Source organism: Thalassovita autumnalis (assembly GCF_001458255.1).
Classification (GTDB): domain Bacteria; phylum Pseudomonadota; class Alphaproteobacteria; order Rhodobacterales; family Rhodobacteraceae; genus Thalassobius; species Thalassobius autumnalis.
Map to the genome: position 1 here is coordinate 1 of NZ_CYSB01000037.1, position 18,957 is coordinate 18,957.

Consider the following 18,957-nt stretch of genomic DNA (forward strand, 5'->3'; position numbering starts at 1 on the left):
AACAACAGGTTATGAGGAACGGCGCGGCATAATCCGAACCTCGGCATTATGGGCCTTATGCCGATGTCGGCATAAGGGCCATGCCACGAAGGCCCCCCATCGACTGAACCGCGATTTCGGGTTCTCGAAGTTTGGCAACACGTCCTATGCGCGCGAGGAGATCGTCGCGGAATTGACCTCGGTGTTCCTGGGTCAGACGCTCGGCTTTACGGCGCATACGCTCGAGATGAATGCCGCCTACCTCCACAACTGGTTGCGCGTTCTTCGGTCGGACAAGGGCGCGATCTTCAAGCACGCCGCGGATGCGCAGCGCGCCTGCGACTATCTGATCGCCAGATCCGAGACGGGCAGGGCAGGGGGCCGCGCCGAGGCCGCCTGACCACACGGAGAACGGAGACTCGCATGTCACGCAAGGAACCCAAGACGCTGCGGGTGGCCTGCTTCAACGACGGCCGCCGCAAGATCATCACCTTCAAACGCGGAGCTTATTGGTGGAGCCCGTCCGACGGCGCTTATCCCCTCTCGGCAGCGCTCGAGAGCATCAAGCACCAAGGCGGCTGGATCGAAACCATCCCCAACCCGAATTACAGACCCAAGGGGCTGTTCGGGTAGTGCACCTTCTGCTTCGGTCCTTCCGACAAGCAGAAAAGAAAAAGCGGGCTTTGGGAAGGGTGTTTCAACTTCTCAAAGGAGATTCCCCATGTCCATGACCGTTCAACCCCAGCCAGACCGTCCGGATCCGAACGTGATCGCGGCGCAGAACGACGCGTTTCGCAAGCTCGCGTGCCTTGGCGTGCCGCCCGCGCAGCCCATCCAAGGCCGGATGCATGTCACCCGCTCGCTCATGGAGGCCGGTGACGGCTTTATGGCCGAGGCGGTGAAAGCCACCGGTGAGTTTACCACCTTTGAGCAGGACAATGATCCCGAGGGATGGCATGATTTCGGGGCGGTCGAGATCCGAGGCGAGACCGTGTTCTGGAAAATCGATCTGTATGAAGCGGATTCCGATTTCCGCTACGGGGCCGAGACCCCGGACAATCCGGCCACCACCATGCGCGTGTTGACGATCATGATGGCGCGCGACTGGTAGGGCAGGGGCTCTTCCCAAGAAAACCCATTCGCAAACTCAAGGTCCGCTGACCCCTCAAAAGGGAGAGCGGACCTTTTGTCCTTGTGATCCCCAGATCCGGGGATTGGCCGCACATTTGAATGCGCGGGCCGCTCCAAACCCACCGAAAAGGAAACCCCATGACCACAAGCTTCAAACCCGTCTCCGTCGCTATTGGCGATCTGACAGCCCACCCCGCCAATGTGCGCAGCAACTCCCCGGAAACCTATGACCCCGAGAACATCGCACATCTGAAAGCCAGCATCGCGGTGCTGGGCCTCTTGCAGCCGCTCCTGGTCCAGAAGCTCGACGGCAAGTTCGCCGTGCTGGCCGGTGGTCGACGCCATGCCGCCCTGAAGGAACTGGTCGCGGACAAGAGCGAGAAGGGGTTCACCGCGAAAACCAAGGTCGACTGCCGCCTCGTGCCTGAGGATTGCGACGTCACCACGGCTCTGTCGCTCGCCGAGAATATCACGCAAGCGCCGATGAACGCGATCGACGAGTTCGAGGCCTTCGCTCGGATGATGGAGGTCGACGGCCAGACGCCCGAGACGATCGCCAAGACATTCGGCACCACCGTTGCGGCTGTGAAGGGCCGGCTGCGCTATGGCCTGATTCAGCCCGATATCCGCGCTGCAGCCCGGGCCAAAGTGATCACGCTCGACACGATGAAGGCTTTCGCCGAGCACCCGAGCCAGGAGGTGCAGAAGGAGGTCTACGAGGCGCTCACCAAGGAAGACAGCTACCTGCAGGCCTATACCGTTCGACAGGCGCTCAAATCCCGCGGGGTGCAGGTCAGCGATGATATCGGGGCTTTCGTGCGCGCGGACTACGAGGCGCGTGGCGGCGCAGTCGCGGCTGACCTTCTGGAAGAGCATTCCGTGCTCGAGGATGTGGCGCTGGTCGAGACCATCCTGCTCGAAAAGCTCGGTGCCGCTGCCGAAGAGGCCCGCATAAAACTGGGCTTTGCCTGGGCCGATGCGATGGTCCGGTATGATTACGCGACCATGGCCGACTACGGCCGGGTCTATCCCGGCCCGATCGAGCCTGATGAGACCGCCCAGAAGCGCATCGATGAGATCACCGCCGAGCTCGAGCAACTGCAGCTACAGATGGAGGATGAGGGGCTCGAGGACAGTGCCTACAACGCGCTTTACGAGCGCGTGGACGCCTTGGAAGAGGAAGCGCGCGATCTGCAGGAGGCCTATAGCGCCGAGGACTTGGCCCGTGCAGGCGTGGTCGCGTCCTGGTCGAGTGGTCAGGTGACGCTCCATATCGGCCTCGTACGCCCGGAGGACACCGTAAAAGCGGAGGGCACGCGCGGCGCCTCGAGTAGTCAGACGGGGGAAGAGGCCCCTGACCCGGGCGAGATCAGCTACCCGGCCTCGCTGGCTGAGGACCTCAAGACCGAGCGAGCCATGGCGCTTGGGGCCGCGATGGCGCTACATCCGGAGGCCACGCTGGATCTGACGCTCTTCAAGCTGGTCAGTGACGTTCTGGCCAGCGGCATGAGTGTCACGCAGGCGATCAAGATCGATGCCCGCAAGGAATACCGCAGCCATGCCAAGATGGACGAGATCGACGAGACCTCGCTCGAGCAGGTGGCGGCGGCGCATGATGCACTTGATCTCTCCTGGCTCGATGACGCCCGCGCGCCCGCCGATCAGTTCGCGGCGTTTCGCGCGCTCGAAGCAGGGGAGAAGGCCAAGCTCGTGGCCTATGCCACGGCCAGCACCACGCAGTCCTGCTTCGCGCGGGACCGCCAGCGCGACAGCCTGATGCATGCGTTCGAGATCGAGATCATGCCCGACATCCGCGCCCACTGGACGCCGAATGCGGCGCTGTGGGGCCGCTTCAAGAAGGCCTGGCTCCTGAAAATCCTCGGCGAGGATCTGGGCCTCGCCCAGGAGGCGGTGACGTTGGCTTCGTCCAGCAAGAAGGAGATTGTCGCCTTCTGCGACAAGCTCTTTGCCGAGCCCTTTGCCACGCTTACGGACGCGCAGCGCGCCGCGGTGGCCGCCTGGTGCCCGCCGATGATGCAGACCGCCGGTGCCGCCTTTGATGAGGCGGAGTCCGCTGCGGAAACCCCGGAGCCTGACAGCGAGGTCGCGCAAGCGGCCTGAGTCCTCACGCGACCCGCGCGAAGCATTTCGCCCGCGCGGGTCGCCCCTCCCACACCCAACGGAAAGACATCCCCATGGCTATTCTCAAGTTCTCTGCGTCCGCTGTTGCGGCGCAAATCGCGCATGCGCGCGCCTGCAAAACCTTCCTGCCCAACTGGAACGGGCCCGTGGACAGGCCGGCCCTGATCCTCATCGTCGGCAATGGTGTGCATCTGCGCTCGAACGGCATCGATGGCACGACCACCCGTATCGTCACCACCGAGCAGGCCGATCCCTCCTTTGCCTTCGCCGACGGCATGAACCCGTTCCGGGACACCGACTGGATGGCGCAGCGCCGCATGTCGTTCCGCGATCTGACCGGTCAGTTCTACACGGACATTCTCGACGATGTGCAGGTGCTCATCGACCGGGGGCAGGGGGCGATCCGGCTTGCCACGGATGGCCACAGCATCCGCGTCTTCGTGCGCCGGGCCTCGGATTATCTCATCGGCGGAACCTACGAAGTGCCCTCGGGCCTCGGCGGCACCTTCCGGGTCATCCTAAAGGATGCCTGCGACACCTTCGCGATCGTGCAGAACTGCGGCAATTGTGAGGATTTCGACGCGATGCAGCCCTACCGCGTGCCGCTTGATGCGCTTATGGAAATCGATGACCGGAGGGTGGCGTAATGGGTTGGCTCTTCTATACCGATCGCCGCGTTCAGACCTATGCGGATGAGAAAGCGGAGATTGCCCGGCTCTGTACTTTCGAGAGCGACACGCGCAAAACCGAACTGGTCAAGGCCTGTAAGGTTGGCTCCACCTGGTATGCAGCGGCTAGGGTTACCAATCGCGACGGCACCCCTGTCGAGGACGCGACCTATGTCACCGATCCTGACGGCTCGATCACTTTCGCCGCCGTCTTCCTTACCCGATATGATGACGGCTGCTGGGGCTACAAGGACATGGAGGAAAGCGCGGGACCGGTCGAATCCCGCGCGCCACTGAGCCTGTTGGCCCTGCTGTCCGAGCTGAAGGACCCAGACAGCTATGCTCATGCCTGGCGCCAGCGCTGCCAGGACTGGGCTGCGATCCCGGACTACGAGGAAGGCGACAAGATCAAGCTCGCAGCACCTGTGACGCTCACCGATGGCAGCACCTGCCAGATCGTCACCGCGACCCACTACAGGCGTGGGCGGCAAAAACGCCGCTGCTACCGCATCGAGGAAACCGGTGGACTCGTGCGGCTTTCGAAGGCCTCGCTTGCGGGCTCGGAGCTGCTCAGCTCTGCAAAGGGCGAGGCCAGTCCTGTGCTGGCGGAGTTCCTGGCGGGGCAGGGTGGCTGAGTTTCCCGCTGAGACAACACCAGAGGACCACGCGCGCACATACTGCCGACTTGAAATCGTATCTCAAATGAGATACATCACTCCCATCAACTGGAGGACCATCCATGCCTGCCCAAACATCCATGCTTCATGTCCGTGTTGACGATCAGCTGAAAGCACAGGCTTCGGACGCACTTGCGGGCGTCGGTCTGACGCTCTCCGACGCGGTGCGTATTCTTCTGACCCGCGTGGCCGCAGAAGGCGGATTGCCTGCCGGATTGACCGCTGATCCGGATGCCTATGACGCCTGGTTCCGGGCGAAGGTACAGGAAGCGCTGGACGATCCAAGGCCCACAACGCCCCATGCCAAGGCGATGCAAGACGCCCAGGCATTGATTGACGGGAAACGCCTTGCCAAATCTTGAATGGAAAGCCATGGCCATCGCCGATCTGTTGGCCATCATTGACTACATTTCCGACGACAACCCGGATGCGGCTCAAGTTCTCAAAGACGAGATTGAACACAAGACGTCTCTCCTTCCAGAACGCCCTCAGATGTACCGCGCGGGCCGTGTCGATGGGACTCGGGAGATGGTTGTCCGGCCAAACTACATCGTGGTTTATGCTGAAAGCCCTGAGATGGTGACCATTCTGCGGGTACTTCATGCTGCGCAGCAGTGGCCTTGATTGGGGTGCAGGCCCCCCGCTAAGAAATTGCCCGCTCTACGCCTTCAAAGTGTAGGGCGGGCTTTTTTTCCTTTGGAACTCAGACCCTGATCCAAAGGAAACCCCCATGTCCAAGCCCCGCTCAACGCTCCCCAATCCTGTTGAATCCGACGCTAACCTCACCTCTGCACTCGCGCAGATCGGCACGGAGATCGACCACCAACCCCTGCGCAGTTCAGCGCTCGCGCGTATCATGCGCGAGACGTTCCAAGGCAGCGATGCCGGGGGTGCCTGGGACTGGCGCATGGCCTACGACCTGATGCAGGCGGCGGCTGTGCAGGCGCTGCTACGTGGCGACAACAGTGAGGATGATTACTCCGCCGCAAAACTCCTTGCGTCACGTCTCCTGACGGAAACCCGCCGCTCCGAGCAGCAGATCCGGCTGCAGCAGTTTTCCACGCCGCTGCCATTTGCGGCGCTGGTCTTGCGGGCCGCGGCGATCCGCGAGGGCGAAACCGTGCTGGAGCCCTCGGCTGGCACTGGTGCCCTGGCTGCTTTCGCCGCCCGGGCCGGTGCCACGCTTGTGCTCAACGAGATCGACCCCTTTCGCCAGCGCCTTTTGCGCGCGGTTTTCGGTGGCGAAGTGATGGGCCATGACGGCGAGCATATCGATGATTTGCTGCAGACGCCGGTCCTGCCCGACGTCGTGGTGATGAACCCGCCCTTCGCCTCCTCGGTCGATCGCTCCCGGGACAAACACATCGCCGCCAAGCATCTCATCGCGGCTGCCAAGCGCCTGGCGCCCGGTGGGCGGCTGGTGGCGATCATGCCGCCGGGGTTCACATCTGAGCGTGATGCCGCGCATTGGTCGCGCGCCTGCGGTCTCCTGACGCCGCGACTGGCGTTGACGATGCCGGGGCAGGTCTACCGCAAGCTCGGCACCTCTGTCGAAACCCAGCTCATGGTCTTCGACAAGGTGCAGGAGGATGGCGAGATGATCCGCGCCACGGTTCATGATCTGGAGGAAGCCTTGCCTTTTGTCGACGCCGTGGCCGCGACCCGGCCCGAAGCGCGCCCCGCTCAACGGGCGGCGACAAACCCTCATGCGCGATCGGTCGGTCCAGTACCTGTCACGCGCAAGCGCCCAGTTGCCACAGTCGCCGCCTCCAAACCACGCGCCAATGCTGCCATCCCGCTCAGCTTCACAAGCTTCGATGTCCCGCGCGACAACACGCCCGTCTCGGATATCTATGCGCGCTACCGCCCGCAGCGGATCGCGATCGCGGGGGCGCAGGAACATCCCACGCCGCTCGTCGAAAGCATCGCCATGGCCTCTGTGGCACCGCCGGTGCCCTCAGGTGCCGCCAGCGCAGAATTGCGTCTGCCCGGAAAGCTGATCGAGGAGGGACATCTCTCCGAAGCGCAGCTGGAGACCATCATCATGGCCCATGATGCCCATGGGCGTAACCTGCCAGGACGGTTCACCATCGACGAGGATCAGACCAAGCTGACGCGCGCCGATGATGACCCGGAGGCACGTGCCTTTCGCCTTGGCTATTTCCTCGGCGACGGCACCGGTTGCGGCAAGGGCCGCGAATGCGCGGGGCTCATTCTCGTGAACTGGCTGGCCGGCCGCAGGAAGGCGATCTGGGTCTCCAAATCTGCGACGCTCATCGAGGACGCGATCCGCGACTGGACCGATCTCGGCGGCTCGCCCGCCGACATTCAGCCGCTGTCGAAGTGGAAACCGGATCAGCCCATCCCCATGGGCGACGGCATTCTCTTCGTCACCTACGCCACGCTGCGGTCCGCGGGCAAATGCGGCACCACGCGGCTCAGCCAGATCTTCGACTGGATGGGCGAAGACTTTGACGGCGTGCTGGCTTTCGACGAGGCGCACGCGATGCAGAACGCGGCCGGGTCCGAGCAGGGTAGGGGGGTCAAACCCTCCCAGCAGGGCCTTGCTGGCCTACGGCTGCAACTGGCCGCGCCGCGCGCCCGCGTCTTTTACATCTCGGCCACGGGTGCCACGAGCGTGCACAACTTGGCCTATGCCGCGCGGCTGGGGCTCTGGGGGCAGGGGCCAGAGTATCCCTTCCCAAGCCGCGAAAGTTTCGTCTCGGCAATGGAAGCCGGCGGTGTCGCCGCCATGGAGGTGGTTGCGCGCGATCTCAAGACGCTCGGGCTCTACACGGCCCGCGCCCTCAGTTTCGATGGCGTGGAATACGACGTGCTCGAACACGCGCTCACCCCGGCTCAGATCGAGATCTACGACGCATACGCGGGCGCGTTTCGGACGATACATCACAATCTCGAGGCGGCACTGACTGCGACCGGTGTCAACGACGCCTCGGGCGAGAGCAATGCGTCGGCCGCACGCGCCTCGGCCAAGTCCCGATTCGAGAGCACGAAACAGCGCTTCTTCAACCATCTCCTGATGGGCATGAAGGCGCCGAGTATCATCCGCGCCATCGAGGAGGATCTGGCAACGGGCCACGCGTGCGTCATCCAGGTGGTCTCGACGGGTGAGAGCCTGCTGAAACGTCGGCTTGAAACGATGGACGCGGAAGACGAGCTCGTCGAGGGGGCCTTGACGCCGCGCGACTTCGTAGTGGGCTACCTTGAGCAGGCCTTCCCGATCCATGCGCAAAAGCTGGTCGAGATCGACGGCAACATGGTGGCCGAGCCGCTCCGCGATGAAACTGGCGCGCTGGTTGTTTCGCGCGAGGCGCTCGCCCTGCGCGATGCGGCCATGATGGAGTTGATGACGCTGGCGCCGATCCCCTCGGCGCTCGATCAGATCCTCTGGGCTTTTGGCGACGAGGCCGTGGCCGAAGTGACCGGAAGGTCGATTCGACCTCTGAAGGCGGACGATGGCCACCTCTTCATCGAGAAGCGCGCCGCCAGCAGCAATTCATCCGAGACCCAAGCCTTCATGGACGGCGAGAAGAATATCCTGATCTTCTCCGATGCGGGTGGGACGGGCCGGTCCTATCACGCGGCGCAAACGGCGAAGAACCAGAAACGGCGGCGGCACTACCTCTTGGAGCCAGGCTGGCGCGCGGATGCGGCCATCCAGGGGCTCGGCCGCACGCATCGCTCTGCCCAGGTCAGCGCGCCCTTCTTCCGGGTCTGCACCTCGGATGTGCATGGTGAGAAACGCTTCACCTCGACGATTGCCAAGCGCCTCGACCAGCTGGGGGCCTTGACCAAGGGCCAGCGCGAGACCGGCTCGCAAGGAATGTTCCGCGAGGAGGACAATCTTGAAAGCCCGATCGCGCGGGCGGCATTGCGTGGCTACTATGCCGATCTTGCCGCCGGGCGCACCGAGGCGATGAGCTACGAGAGCTTCACCGACTGGACAGCCCTGCGACTGATCGACAAGGACGGTGTGCTTCTCGAGGAGCTTCCCCCGATCCAGCGGTTTCTGAATCGGGTGCTTGCCCTTCCCATCCACATGCAGAACGCGCTCTTTGCCGAGTTCATGCGCCGGATCGCTGATCAGACCGAACGGGCGCGCGCGGCAGGCACGCTCGATCTCGGCGTGGAAACCCTGCGTGGCGAAAAGATCGAACAGGTCTCCACAGAGGATCTCTGGACCTGCCCGAAATCCGGCGCCGTGACGCGGATCGTCGGGCTGGAGGTTACCGACCCGGTCCACGTGCTGTCAGCAGATGACGCCCTCTTGCGCAATCCCGATAAGCTGCCGATGGTCAATCGTGCCTCCGGCCGCGCGGCGCTCATCTCGGCGCGCCCCATGCAGATGTATGACGAGGACATCGTCACGCTCATGCGCAAGACAGTGCGGCCCAACGGGTCGAGCTATCTGGAGGAAACGCGGTTCGCGTCCTCGGCCTGGGAAGAGATCGGCAGGCCCGAGTTTGCAGGGCTTTGGGATGCCGAGGCTGCGTCCCTGCCAAAAACCACCACGACCAGGCTCTACCTGCTGACCGGGCTGCTGTTGCCGATCTGGAAGGAGATTCCGGCCACCAATGAGCGCATCTACCGGGTCACGCCCGACGGGGCGACCGCGATGATCGGGCGCACGTTGAGCGAAGAAGGGGCGGCCGCGCTCCGCGCCCGCTTCCTTGTCTCCAACCCGCAAACGCCGCAAGAGATGCTGACTGCCGCCCTCGGCACCACCGCGCCGGTCGATCTGGGCCGGGGCCTGAGCCTGACCCGTCGCCGGGTCGCAGGCGAGATGCGCCTAGAGTTGGGCGGCGCGGATCGGGGCATGATCGAAGGCCTCAAGGCAATGGGGTGTTTCACCGAGATCATTGCCTTCCAGCTGCGGGTGTTCCTGCCACATGGGGACAGGGTCGACACGGTCAGCATTCTGGCCCGGATCGTGGGGCAGGGAACCAGCAAGGCGGCAGACCAAGCCGCCTGAAAAGCCAAAGCGGGCTTTGTGTCGGGCATCGCGGATCGGCGTTTGGCCGGTCTGCGCTTTCCGGGCGCGCGCTGACCAATGCCGCGCCCGGCCCCCCAATTGCAGACAAAAGGACAGACCCATGATCAAACCCCAAATGGACTATGCCGCAATGGCGGCTCAGTGGCGCGCGGAGCGCGAAACCACCTTGAAGGCATCCCGAGCGGAGCTGATCGCGCAATTGCGCGCGCTTGGCATCAACGAGGTCATCGCTGAATACGAAGGCTATGGCGACTCTGGCAATGTCGAGGATGTGACGGTGCAGCCTGCGGAGGTCAAACTGCCGGAGGCGCTTGTGACAGAGGTTGGCGACTTCGCCTGGTCACTCGCTTATCACCATCACCCGGGGTTCGAGAACAACGAGGGCGGCTACGGCACGCTGACCTGGGACATCACGGGCGACAGCATCACGCTCGATCATGCGGACCGCTACGTTGAATGCTCGCACAGCCATGACGAAGGACTGTGAGATGGCCCATCCGCTTCATCATGCTGAAAGCTCCGCCCGGAAATTCGGCGGGGTGCCGTCTGACTATCAGGCCGTCCACGATTGGTTTGACGCCTCGAAAGAGCACCTCGCGCTTTTCACGCACCGGGCCTTGCGCCATCATTCCCAAGGCCTGTTCGAGGCCGAACGGGTTTTCGGCCTGACCCTGACCAATAGCGCGGGTCGGGACATACCCGTGCGCTGGATCGGCGAGCAGCATGTGCGTGAAGACTGCCAGGGCCGCATTCCGAGCATGGCGGACTGGCTGCGACGGATCCAGCCAGAGCCATGGATGGCCAATGGCCATATCGAGCAGCATGTCAGCGGGGAGCCCTGCGGCGACCCAAGGGTCGCCTGGGCCTCCGAAGTCGCCGCCGGACGAACGGTTCTTGGCCTGAAGGATTGGATGGCTGCGCGCGCGATGCAAGCCACGCAAGGTGCCTGACAGGACCCGGCTTTTTGCCAATTGAATGCCGCACTGAAGCCCGGTTGGAAGATCGGGCTTCTTGCGTCGTTTCCCCACCATTCTTCGTGAGGAGGATCACATGACACTCGATGACATCAAGGCGGCCGTTGATGCCGGCCAGACCGTGCATTGGACCAATACCGGCTACGTTGTCCACAAGGACAGGCTCGGTCAGTACCTGATCACCTACGTGCCGAACGGCAGCTGCATCGGCTTGACCGATCGGGGCGGGCAAAGGTTGAACGGTAAAGAGGGAGAGTTTTTCGTCGCGCAATCGGAGGACAGCGCGGAAAATCCGGGCAGCCAATCAAGACCAGACGGGCAGGAGAGGGGCATAGCACCCGGAGGCGCGGGAGCATTCCCACTCGGACGGCAGCTCTGACCCGTGGGCGGGGCTGAAAGGAAAGCAGGCTTTCTGATTTGTGATCCCTCAAGGGGTCGAGAAAGCAATCCCGGATGCGTTGGCAAGAACGTCAGGCACCGGCCAATCCAAAAGGAACCATCCCATGTTCGCAGGAACCCTCACCCGCAATGTCGAGACCGCAGCCGCTCAGTACACCGGCATGATCCACTCGACGCGCTTTGACATCGCCATCCAGTTGGAGGCGCGGGCCAAGATGTCCGAACGCAGCCCGGATTTCGATGTGACCGCAGTCAACAAATCAGGCCGCAAGGTGCGCATCGGCACGGCCTGGAACGAGACCGGCAATACCAGCGGCAACCCCTACATCTCGATGCAGATCGATGTCGGCTTGGGCCCGTTCCGGATCAACGCGGTGCAGACGAAAGAGGCGCGCGCGGCCCAGAGCGGCGAATTCGAGATCATCCCGCTGGTCTCGAACGGCCTGATGAAATCCGGCTCGATCTCGGGCGAGCTGACAGCCATGGACGCCGACAACGCCTTCACCGGCTACATTGCCAACATGATGTTCGATCTGGAGTTCATGCTGATCGAGAACAGCTATAAATCCGAGGAGACCCACCCCGATTACCGGATCGAGGTCAGCTCGCCCCGGGGCACACCGATCCGCGTCGGCTCGGCCTGGATGGCGAAAAGCAGCCGCACGGGCAATGACTATCTGTCGCTGCTGATCAACACGCCCGATGGCGACCTGCGCGTCAACGCCGTGCAGAACGAAGAGCAGCGCGGCGGGCAGACCTTCTCGATCATCCCGTTCATCGATAGCGGTGAACAGCCGCAGGACGCGGGCGCGGGGCTGTCGCTGGTCGCGTGATTAACGCGCGAGGGGAGACGATCTGAACCGAAAGGGGAGCCGTGGGACCACGGTTCCCCTTTTGCTGTGCTGGCGTGGTTGATTGAACCCGGCCTACATTTCAGACGTTCGTCTCGCCCGCAGCTAATGCTACCGAAGAGCCCAAAATGCGTAATGCTGCATCTTGCACGGATGGCTTCGAAGCGCGCGATGCTGACATTGGGAATGGTAAGGGTGACCCATTCCTGCCGTTTGCCAACGTGTCCGGATGCTGCGGCTGCGACCCGCTTTGCTTCCATTCGCCGCACCAGAAAAGGACCTCGAGCTGGTCAAACGCCAAGATTCTTTGACCGATCCTTCAATTTGAAGCACAGTGCTGAGATGGCGTCGCTTACTCAAATTGAAGTTCTTCTCCCGGAATTCCGGGCCTATGCGATTGCCATTTGTTCGTCCTCCGATGATGCCGAAGACCTTGTGCAGGACGCCATCGAGCGGGCACTGAGAACCGACAACCGTCCTACGATACTCAACGAACTGAGACCGTGGATGTTTCGGGTGATCCGCAACCTGCATTACGATGAGTTGAGAAAAAGACGTGTGCGCCGGGAATATTTGGCGGCGGAGAAACGTCTCTCTGATGAAGCAGGAACATCGGACGTGGCACGGGACATCCTCATTCGCATGGCCTTCGAAAAACTGCCGCCGGACATGCGCGAAGTGCTGTGTCTTGTGGACATTATGGGATTGAAATACGCCGAAGCAGCGAATGTGATGAGTGTAGCGAACGGGACGATCATGAGCCGTATCAGCCGCGCCAGGAAAGCCCTGTTGGCGCTGGTCGAGGGGACGGACGCACGCAGTGAGATTGAGAAAAGCAGAAGATGAACGAGTTGAACGAGAAAGACTGGAAACTGATTAACGCCTATCATGACGGCGAGTTGGGCGATACGGAGCGCCGAGCCCTGGAGGCGCGGCTATCGTCGGAACCGTTGCTCGAAGAGGCCTTAAGGGATGTTTCGAGCGTCTCAGCGAGCCTTGGTGCCCTGCGTCCGGATACGCAGCAGATTCCTTCGCTGCAGCCGGACATGCCAGCGAACCAGAACTCGCGACCCGCACAGTGGCTTATTGGCGGGGCGGTTGCGGCCGCGATTGCTTTGGCCGTTGCAGCTGGTCCTCAGTTTTTTAAAGCACCGTCGGCCTTCGACATCCACGCAGACTTTGCAGCCCAATCATTCGTGGTTGAGTCGGAAGACATGCGGGTGCTCGCGGCTGAGCAGAACGTAGATGCCCCGAACCTCGGCAGCGCAAATTTGATGGCTGTTGCCGTGAAAGACATGAATGACGGCCATGTGACCCACTACGCGGGCCGCAATGGGTGTCGTCTGACTTACTTCCGTGGGGCGCTTTCCCCGGGTGAACAGAGCCCTTCGGCAGGAATGCAAGTCGCTGAATGGTCCACGGCGAACAATATGTGGCATATGATTGTCGCAACTGGCATGGACCAAGAAAAGTTTGATGGGATTGCATCCTATCTGAAGCTGACGACCGGACAGCAGGCCAACGAACAGATGATGGCATCTTTAGCCGAAACGACGGCGAATGCAGCGCGTTGCGTAGGCTAGCTAAAGCAGCACGAACTTCAGACCAGAAATCAAGACCGCCAATGCCAGGATAAAAACCAATGGTTTGACAGGCAACGACCGTACTCCCAGCCCAGTGCCGACAATTGATCCGACGAATACAAGCAGTGCCCAAGGCAACAATTGTCCAGGGATGCTGCTCACATTCGTAAGGTTTCCAGCCAAACCAGCGAGCGAATTGAAAAAAATGAACACGGCAGCGATGCCTGCAGTCTGTCTGGCACCCGCCCAACCTGAGATCACAAAGAGCGGGCTGAGCAGGACACCACCTCCGATACCCGAGAGGCCGGAGAAAAGCCCGATTGCACCGCCTGCCGAAACACTCCCGATCAATGGCAATCTTCGCTTGGCATCGTCGTAGAACTGCGGTGATCGGGTCACGGACCACACCATGTAGACGGCGGAAAGAACTAGCAGCGTGCCGAGTAACGGCCGATATACACTGCCTGGCAACTCTATGCCGCCGCCGATGAACGCCAACGGCATTGACGCTAAAATGACCGGAATGGCCGATCGCCAATCCACGTAGCCAGCCCGCGAAAACCGCCAAGTCGCGAACCCGGCGACCACAACATTGAGTGACAGGGCAATCGGTCGGATGACGTCTGGTGACAGACTGAAAAGCGCCATGATCGCGATGTACCCTGAAGCGCCGCCATGACCAACAGAGGAGTACAGGATCGCCGCCACTCCCAAAACTGCACCAATCAAAATGACGTCAAATGCTTCCATCGCATATCCTCAGTACAGCGCGAGATCAGGATGTCGGGCCCTGACAATTCGACTTGTTACTGACCCCATCTATTCAGTTGAGCGGGCGCGGAAAGTTCGGCCTGTCGGTGTTGTAGTGTTCGGCAAGATAGTCGAGGATCTCGGTTCTGTCGGGTTCCTCGATTTCGGACATCCCTTGCTCTTCGACCATCCACTCGAACATTTCGTCCCATTCGGCGCGGGTCAGCCCCTGTTGGGCGACAATCATCTCGGAATGACAGGCGATACAGCTATAGTACGTTGTCTCGACGCCCGGCGCATCGAACAGAACTCCGAATTCGTACTCTTCCTCACCCTCAGTCGTCTCTAATACAGCCTCGGTCGCGCCGAGGGTTAAGGGGTTGTCGGAGAACGTGTTCAGATAGGCGATCAAGTTCGCACGATCTTTTTCTTTCTTGAGCCCGGCAAAACTCATCTTGGTGCCTTTTACCTCGGCTTTAGGTTTCGTGAGAAACGCATCAAGCCGTTCAAGAGTCCACTCGCCACCGTATTCGGTCAGGGCTTTGGAATACTTGAAGCTGTCATCAGCGGCGACTGGCCCGCCTAAGGTGCCATAAAGGTTGGGGCCGACCTTTTTCTTACCACCTTGTTCGACGGTGTGACAGGCGGCACATTTCTTGAAGACGCGCTCCCCCTTGGTGGCGTCGGCGGCGGCGAGGGCTGCGTCAAGATCAGCAAGAGCGGGTGAGGCAAGGCCGAAGGCAAGTGCAAAAAGAGAAAGATTTCGCAGAGTTGCGAAGCACATGAGGTTACTCCAGTCTGGAAGTGTTGGTGGGGGCGGCTTCAAGCCGCCCCGGTATTGGTCAGCTTGCGCGAACACCCACGCGGTGCATGGTATTGTTCAGATAGCCTTTCGGGTTCCAGTCGATGGCAAAGGGCTGCATGGTGCCTTCGCTGTCGGTGGCACGCGCCCAGACCTCGTAATATCCCGCTTGCGGGAATGTGACGTTGGCGCGCCAATTCTGCCAGGCACCGTCATTGACCGGCGCATCCAGCTCAGCGTCCATCCAGGTTGAACCGAAATCGGTCGAAATCTCGACCTTGCTAACGGTGCGATCGCCTGACCATGCATGGCCGCGCACCTCGGTCTCCATTCCGGACTCCGCGCCATTTGCCGGGAAGGTTACCAGCGATTTGACCGGCATCCTCTCGATGATCACGAAATCTTCCTTCGGCACGTCCTGCCCTGCGGAAACTGGATAGGCCGGAACGCGATAGGCCGTTCCCGTCATCTTTGGGCCGTCATGCACCTGATCGCGCAACTCGATCCGGGTTAGCCACTTATGTCCCGTCGAGGCCGGCCAGCCCGGCACGACAAGACGCAGCGGAGCGCCGTTCATCGGGTGCAACGCATCGCCATTCATCTCGAACGCGATCAGGATGTTGTCGGTCATGGCCTTTGCAATGGGTACGCCACGCGAGATCGGCAGTTTGTCCGGGTCGCCCGACAGGTGTCCGTCGGCGCCGTAATGCGCGGTGTAGACAACGTTCGACTGCACACCCGCCTTCTCGAGCACGTCCTTGAGGCGCACGCCGGTCCATTCCGAGCATGCAACGGCCCCGTAGGTCCACTGGTTCCCCTTGGCTGGTGGATTGAAAAAGCCACGGCCGTTACCGCCGCATTCCAGAGTCAGCGCCATAGTCACGACCTCGAACTGCTCACGCATGTCAGCAATGGTCAGTTCAAGCGGCGTATCGACGAAACCGTCAATGGTCAGCGTCCACGTAGCTGGATCGACATCTTCCGGCGGGATGCCGTTGTTGCGAATGAAGTGGCGGCTGGTGGGCGTGATCGCATCGTCAAGAAGTTCGGGCGGGGTCTCGGCATTCACCGGGCGGTCATTGAGCAAAGTCAGCCCGTCTTTGCCGAACAGCACATTCTCTTGCGCCATTGCGGCGGGCACGAAACCGATAGGCATGTTGCGGTGGAAGGGGATTGATGTGCCAACCATCGCGGCCATCGTGGCCAGGCCGGTGCGCTTCAGAAACCCGCGCCGGTCTGGGTTCGCGACCCGTCCGAAAAACTCTTTGTCTGCCTTCTCCGGATCGTCCGCAAAAAACTCCTGAACCGAGCGTTTCTTGTCCTCATCTAGCGCCATGTTTTCCTCCCTAGGCTGCTGGTGCGGTGCACAATCGCACACCGTCATTTGATAGAGAGACGTACAGGGAAGGCGATTTATTCCGAACGTTTGAGAATTTTTTGACACGCAGGTTCGTGTGTCCGAGTTTGCAGCGCAAAAAAGCCCACTGATGCCAGCCACCGGCTATCTAACGCGATTTCCAGTGTCCGCTTTTGAGTTTGCCGTTCGACGTGAGTGCATGAGCTGCGAAAGACCGTCTCCGCCCTTGCTGTTTTTCGTTGCCGTCACAAAACGCAAAAAACAGCCGTTCGCTACAAAGTGGCAGACGGCGGCAAAGTCCGCATCTTGTCCGTTCAACTCGAGCGCAGCGAAGGTTCAGTCTACAACTTCTTGGCCACTCCATGGCTGTAAGGCTAGTCAGCGAACAGCTGTCTCGCTGACGCCAGTCGCATCCAATCCCGGCCGCCGAACGCGACAAGAGCGAGATATATCTGTGCGGCGTCCACATCCGGTTTGAATACGATGGTCAGTCGCTGACCGGTGCCGCCATGGCGCACCAGCCATCCGTCCAACTTGCCGCTGAGGCGAGCACCAGATTTTGGGTTTGCGGCAATGTTCTGGATAAGGGCATCGATTTCATCGAGCCTGTGGCTCGCTGCTACAACGTCACCGTCAGTCACGTCGACAATATGATCAACGATACCGATAAGGTCCCGTTCGAAGAACGGATGCCTGATAAATCGCATCAGGTCTTTTTGGCCATCGCGGCAAGATGGGCCCGTGCGCTGGCCGTGACGTCGGACGCTTCGCCGACGGGTTCCCATTGGTCGAGTGGCAGAGACAGGCGGCGTTCCAATTCAGCCTCAAACAAAGACCGTTCACGATCCCGCTCTGCCTTGGCCTTCGCCAACTCACCCGAGACCGCCGCGCTCATATTTGGGTACTCGCCAGCTTCGACCAGTTCCTTGGCAAATGTGTAGGCCGTGTCGGTGAAACTGACGGATTGCTTTTGAACGCTCATTGCGGACTCCTTGGTGCTCCAATAGACTACCGAATTTCGCCGCTTCTGGCAAGCAGATCAGGCCGACCGAGCGAAATGCGTCAACAGCCTGTCGGCCTCCCCAGCTCGGTACGCCAAGTCGCAGGTGAGAACGGCCCTTCGGTCCGTCGCGCATTCGGCCATGCGGCCTCACCGCGGCGTCGCGCCTGGCATCCCGGTTTGCCCGCCTCGCGAGCACGTCCCTCCCCGGCCGCTCCGCCGGATTGCGCTCTGGTCTGTTTTGGCCTGAGGCCAAAACGATCCCGCCGCTCCATCCGTCTCCCGCGTCCGGTCGGGCCGTTTGCCTGCTCGGGTCGGGCAAACCTATCGTCAAAACACACACACATGAGCGTGGAAGCATATCCTCCGGATGGCCCCCAAATCAGCCCGCGTCAAGGATCGCAAAACTTTTCGGCGAGGGCGGCGCCAGTGGTGGGGGGTGGTCCCGTGCACAAGGGTGCGCGTGTCGCGGGTGCTGCGCGCAGAAAACTTTTGCGCCCGGCAAGCCGGCGGCTGCGCCGTCCCTGACCCGGGCAGATTCGGAAACCAGGCATTCGGCCATGCCCCCACACTCACGTGGTGGCCTTGCAACCGAACACTGGAGACCAGACATGGCTTACGACACCGCAAACACCTACGAGACCATCGAGCTTTTCGGACTGACCGAGAAGGACGCGCAGCTGCCGATCCCGGAGGATCGCGTCCTGACCGACCACATCATTCGCGAGAGCTTCGAGGTTTTGCTCGGTCAGCTGCGCGGGACCGGGCTTGAAGCCGAAATAGAACCGCTGGCCCATGGGCTCGCCACGATCCTGCAGCGCCGCAAGGTGGCACTCGGCAAGGAGGTCGACCGCACCGCCGACAAGATCGGCGCGCTGGCAAAATCCCACGACGGATCGGAGATCGCCGAGACCGCGCTCGAAGAGGCGCAGGCGCGCTTTGTGCAGCTGCGCGAGATTGTCAGCGCCATCGAGGTGATGAGCGAGGCAGCGGCGGAATGCTACGAGATCGAGACGGGCCACGCCTACATCCCGGCAGCCGGGTCGCGCGCAAGCGTCCGGGCGCAGGAGACCGGGGCGGTCTTCGAGGCACGGCAGCTCCTCGAACAGCACGATCGCGAGACTGCCGAGAAGTCGAAAGTCGAGGGGGTTCCCCTGATCGTCTCGGGCGCCACCGACTGGACCGATGTCGATGTGATCTTCAACACGCTCGACAAGGTTCGCGAACGGATCAAGCAGAACCGCAATCAGGAGATCTTCCTCTGCCACAAGGGTTGCAAGCACGGGGCGGAGATGATTGCGGCTCGGTGGGCCCGGGCACGCGGGGTCGCGCAGGCGCGCTTCGATCCGCGCTGGTCTGCGCATGGGCGGGCGGCACCGTTCAAGTGCAACGACGAAATGCTGGATGACAAGCTCGCGGCGACGGGGGTTGTACTCTTCGGCGGCAACGGGGTCGCGCTGAACCTCGGGCAGAAGGCGGAAGCGAAAGGTCTGACGGTCATGCGGGTTGCTGACCCGGCGAAGAAGACTGCGCTGGATTGAAGAGAGGGGGTCGCGCTTGGCGCGGCCCTTTCGTCGTTTCTCAGGGATGTGGAGGTGACCTCAGTTTCTTTTGCCTAGCAATTTTGTGT

The 18,957-nt window shown here is 61.5% G+C and carries 21 protein-coding genes; 16 read left to right on the top strand and 5 right to left on the bottom strand.

Translation table 11 applies throughout. The annotated features are described in order from the left end of the window. The 15 genes from TL5118_RS14285 to TL5118_RS14355 form a co-directional block, all read left to right on the top strand. Positions 1 to 379, top strand: a 379-nt coding sequence (locus TL5118_RS14285; RefSeq protein WP_242601788.1) for a zincin-like metallopeptidase domain-containing protein, incomplete at its 5' end; no start/stop codon positions are given. A gap of 23 nt (positions 380 to 402) precedes the next feature. After that, positions 403 to 612 (top strand): DUF6330 family protein, encoded by a 210-nt coding sequence (locus TL5118_RS14290; protein ID WP_058243475.1) that lies wholly within the window; start codon positions 403 to 405, stop codon positions 610 to 612. A gap of 88 nt (positions 613 to 700) precedes the next feature. Then, positions 701 to 1,090 carry a DUF3768 domain-containing protein gene (locus TL5118_RS14295; RefSeq protein ID WP_058243474.1) on the top strand — a complete coding sequence of 130 codons (390 nt, stop codon included), beginning with the start codon at positions 701 to 703 and terminating at the stop codon, positions 1,088 to 1,090. A gap of 158 nt (positions 1,091 to 1,248) precedes the next feature. Further along, complete coding sequence (locus TL5118_RS14300; protein WP_058243473.1) at positions 1,249 to 3,231, top strand: ParB/RepB/Spo0J family partition protein; 1,983 nt, start codon at positions 1,249 to 1,251, stop codon at positions 3,229 to 3,231. Between the two features lie 74 nt (positions 3,232 to 3,305). Next, positions 3,306 to 3,899 (top strand): hypothetical protein, encoded by a 594-nt coding sequence (locus tag TL5118_RS14305; RefSeq protein WP_058243472.1) that lies wholly within the window; start codon positions 3,306 to 3,308, stop codon positions 3,897 to 3,899. Continuing rightward, positions 3,899 to 4,555: a DUF6927 domain-containing protein gene (locus tag TL5118_RS14310; protein WP_058243471.1), complete on the top strand. Its 657-nt coding sequence runs from the start codon at positions 3,899 to 3,901 to the stop codon at positions 4,553 to 4,555. The genes TL5118_RS14305 and TL5118_RS14310 overlap by 1 nt, the downstream gene beginning before the upstream one ends. A gap of 104 nt (positions 4,556 to 4,659) precedes the next feature. Next, a complete protein-coding gene (locus TL5118_RS14315; protein ID WP_044353023.1) occupies positions 4,660 to 4,959 on the top strand; it encodes a type II toxin-antitoxin system RelB/DinJ family antitoxin in 300 nt (99 codons plus the stop codon). A 10-nt stretch (positions 4,960 to 4,969) separates the two neighbouring features. Further along, positions 4,970 to 5,221, top strand: coding sequence for a type II toxin-antitoxin system RelE/ParE family toxin (locus tag TL5118_RS14320; protein ID WP_058243470.1), 252 nt, complete (start codon positions 4,970 to 4,972; stop codon positions 5,219 to 5,221). 106 nt (positions 5,222 to 5,327) lie between these two features. After that, complete coding sequence (locus TL5118_RS14325; RefSeq protein ID WP_058243469.1) at positions 5,328 to 9,590, top strand: strawberry notch-like NTP hydrolase domain-containing protein; 4,263 nt, start codon at positions 5,328 to 5,330, stop codon at positions 9,588 to 9,590. A gap of 121 nt (positions 9,591 to 9,711) precedes the next feature. Further along, on the top strand, positions 9,712 to 10,098 hold the full coding sequence (locus TL5118_RS14330) for a DUF6878 family protein (RefSeq protein ID WP_058243468.1): 387 nt from the start codon (positions 9,712 to 9,714) through the stop codon (positions 10,096 to 10,098). Position 10,099: 1 nt separating this feature from the next. Then, a complete protein-coding gene (locus tag TL5118_RS14335; RefSeq protein WP_058243467.1) occupies positions 10,100 to 10,561 on the top strand; it encodes a DUF6915 family protein in 462 nt (153 codons plus the stop codon). A gap of 100 nt (positions 10,562 to 10,661) precedes the next feature. After that, on the top strand, positions 10,662 to 10,964 hold the full coding sequence (locus TL5118_RS14340) for a hypothetical protein (RefSeq protein ID WP_058243466.1): 303 nt from the start codon (positions 10,662 to 10,664) through the stop codon (positions 10,962 to 10,964). A 124-nt stretch (positions 10,965 to 11,088) separates the two neighbouring features. Further along, a complete protein-coding gene (locus TL5118_RS14345; RefSeq protein WP_058243465.1) occupies positions 11,089 to 11,817 on the top strand; it encodes a DUF736 family protein in 729 nt (242 codons plus the stop codon). Positions 11,818 to 11,970: 153 nt separating this feature from the next. Continuing rightward, positions 11,971 to 12,681: a sigma-70 family RNA polymerase sigma factor gene (locus TL5118_RS14350; RefSeq protein ID WP_242601789.1), complete on the top strand. Its 711-nt coding sequence runs from the start codon at positions 11,971 to 11,973 to the stop codon at positions 12,679 to 12,681. Beyond that, positions 12,678 to 13,418, top strand: a complete 741-nt coding sequence (locus TL5118_RS14355; RefSeq protein WP_058243463.1) for an anti-sigma factor — start codon at positions 12,678 to 12,680, stop codon at positions 13,416 to 13,418. Before TL5118_RS14350 ends, TL5118_RS14355 begins: the two co-directional genes overlap by 4 nt. Here the strand turns inward: TL5118_RS14355 and TL5118_RS14360 are convergent, their stop codons facing one another. From TL5118_RS14360 to TL5118_RS14380, 5 genes are all read right to left on the bottom strand, one after another. Further along, complete coding sequence (locus TL5118_RS14360) at positions 13,419 to 14,168, bottom strand: sulfite exporter TauE/SafE family protein (RefSeq protein ID WP_058243462.1); 750 nt, start codon at positions 14,166 to 14,168, stop codon at positions 13,419 to 13,421. It lies immediately after the preceding gene. A gap of 73 nt (positions 14,169 to 14,241) precedes the next feature. Continuing rightward, complete coding sequence (locus TL5118_RS14365) at positions 14,242 to 14,952, bottom strand: c-type cytochrome (protein WP_058243461.1); 711 nt, start codon at positions 14,950 to 14,952, stop codon at positions 14,242 to 14,244. Between the two features lie 58 nt (positions 14,953 to 15,010). Continuing rightward, a complete protein-coding gene (locus tag TL5118_RS14370) occupies positions 15,011 to 16,306 on the bottom strand; it encodes a sulfite oxidase (RefSeq protein ID WP_058243460.1) in 1,296 nt (431 codons plus the stop codon). A 395-nt stretch (positions 16,307 to 16,701) separates the two neighbouring features. Beyond that, the gene (locus tag TL5118_RS14375) at positions 16,702 to 17,034 is read right to left on the bottom strand and encodes a type II toxin-antitoxin system RelE/ParE family toxin (RefSeq protein ID WP_058243459.1); all 333 of its coding nucleotides are present in this window, start codon (positions 17,032 to 17,034) and stop codon (positions 16,702 to 16,704) included. Further along, on the bottom strand, positions 17,034 to 17,309 hold the full coding sequence (locus TL5118_RS14380) for a hypothetical protein (protein ID WP_009807941.1): 276 nt from the start codon (positions 17,307 to 17,309) through the stop codon (positions 17,034 to 17,036). Before TL5118_RS14380 ends, TL5118_RS14375 begins: the two co-directional genes overlap by 1 nt. A 629-nt stretch (positions 17,310 to 17,938) precedes the next feature. On the opposite strand from TL5118_RS14380, the gene TL5118_RS14385 reads away from it, so the two are divergent. Next, entirely contained in the window at positions 17,939 to 18,868 is a 930-nt protein-coding gene (locus TL5118_RS14385; protein ID WP_058243458.1) for a DUF2493 domain-containing protein, read from the top strand. Positions 18,869 to 18,957: the final 89 nt, after the last annotated feature.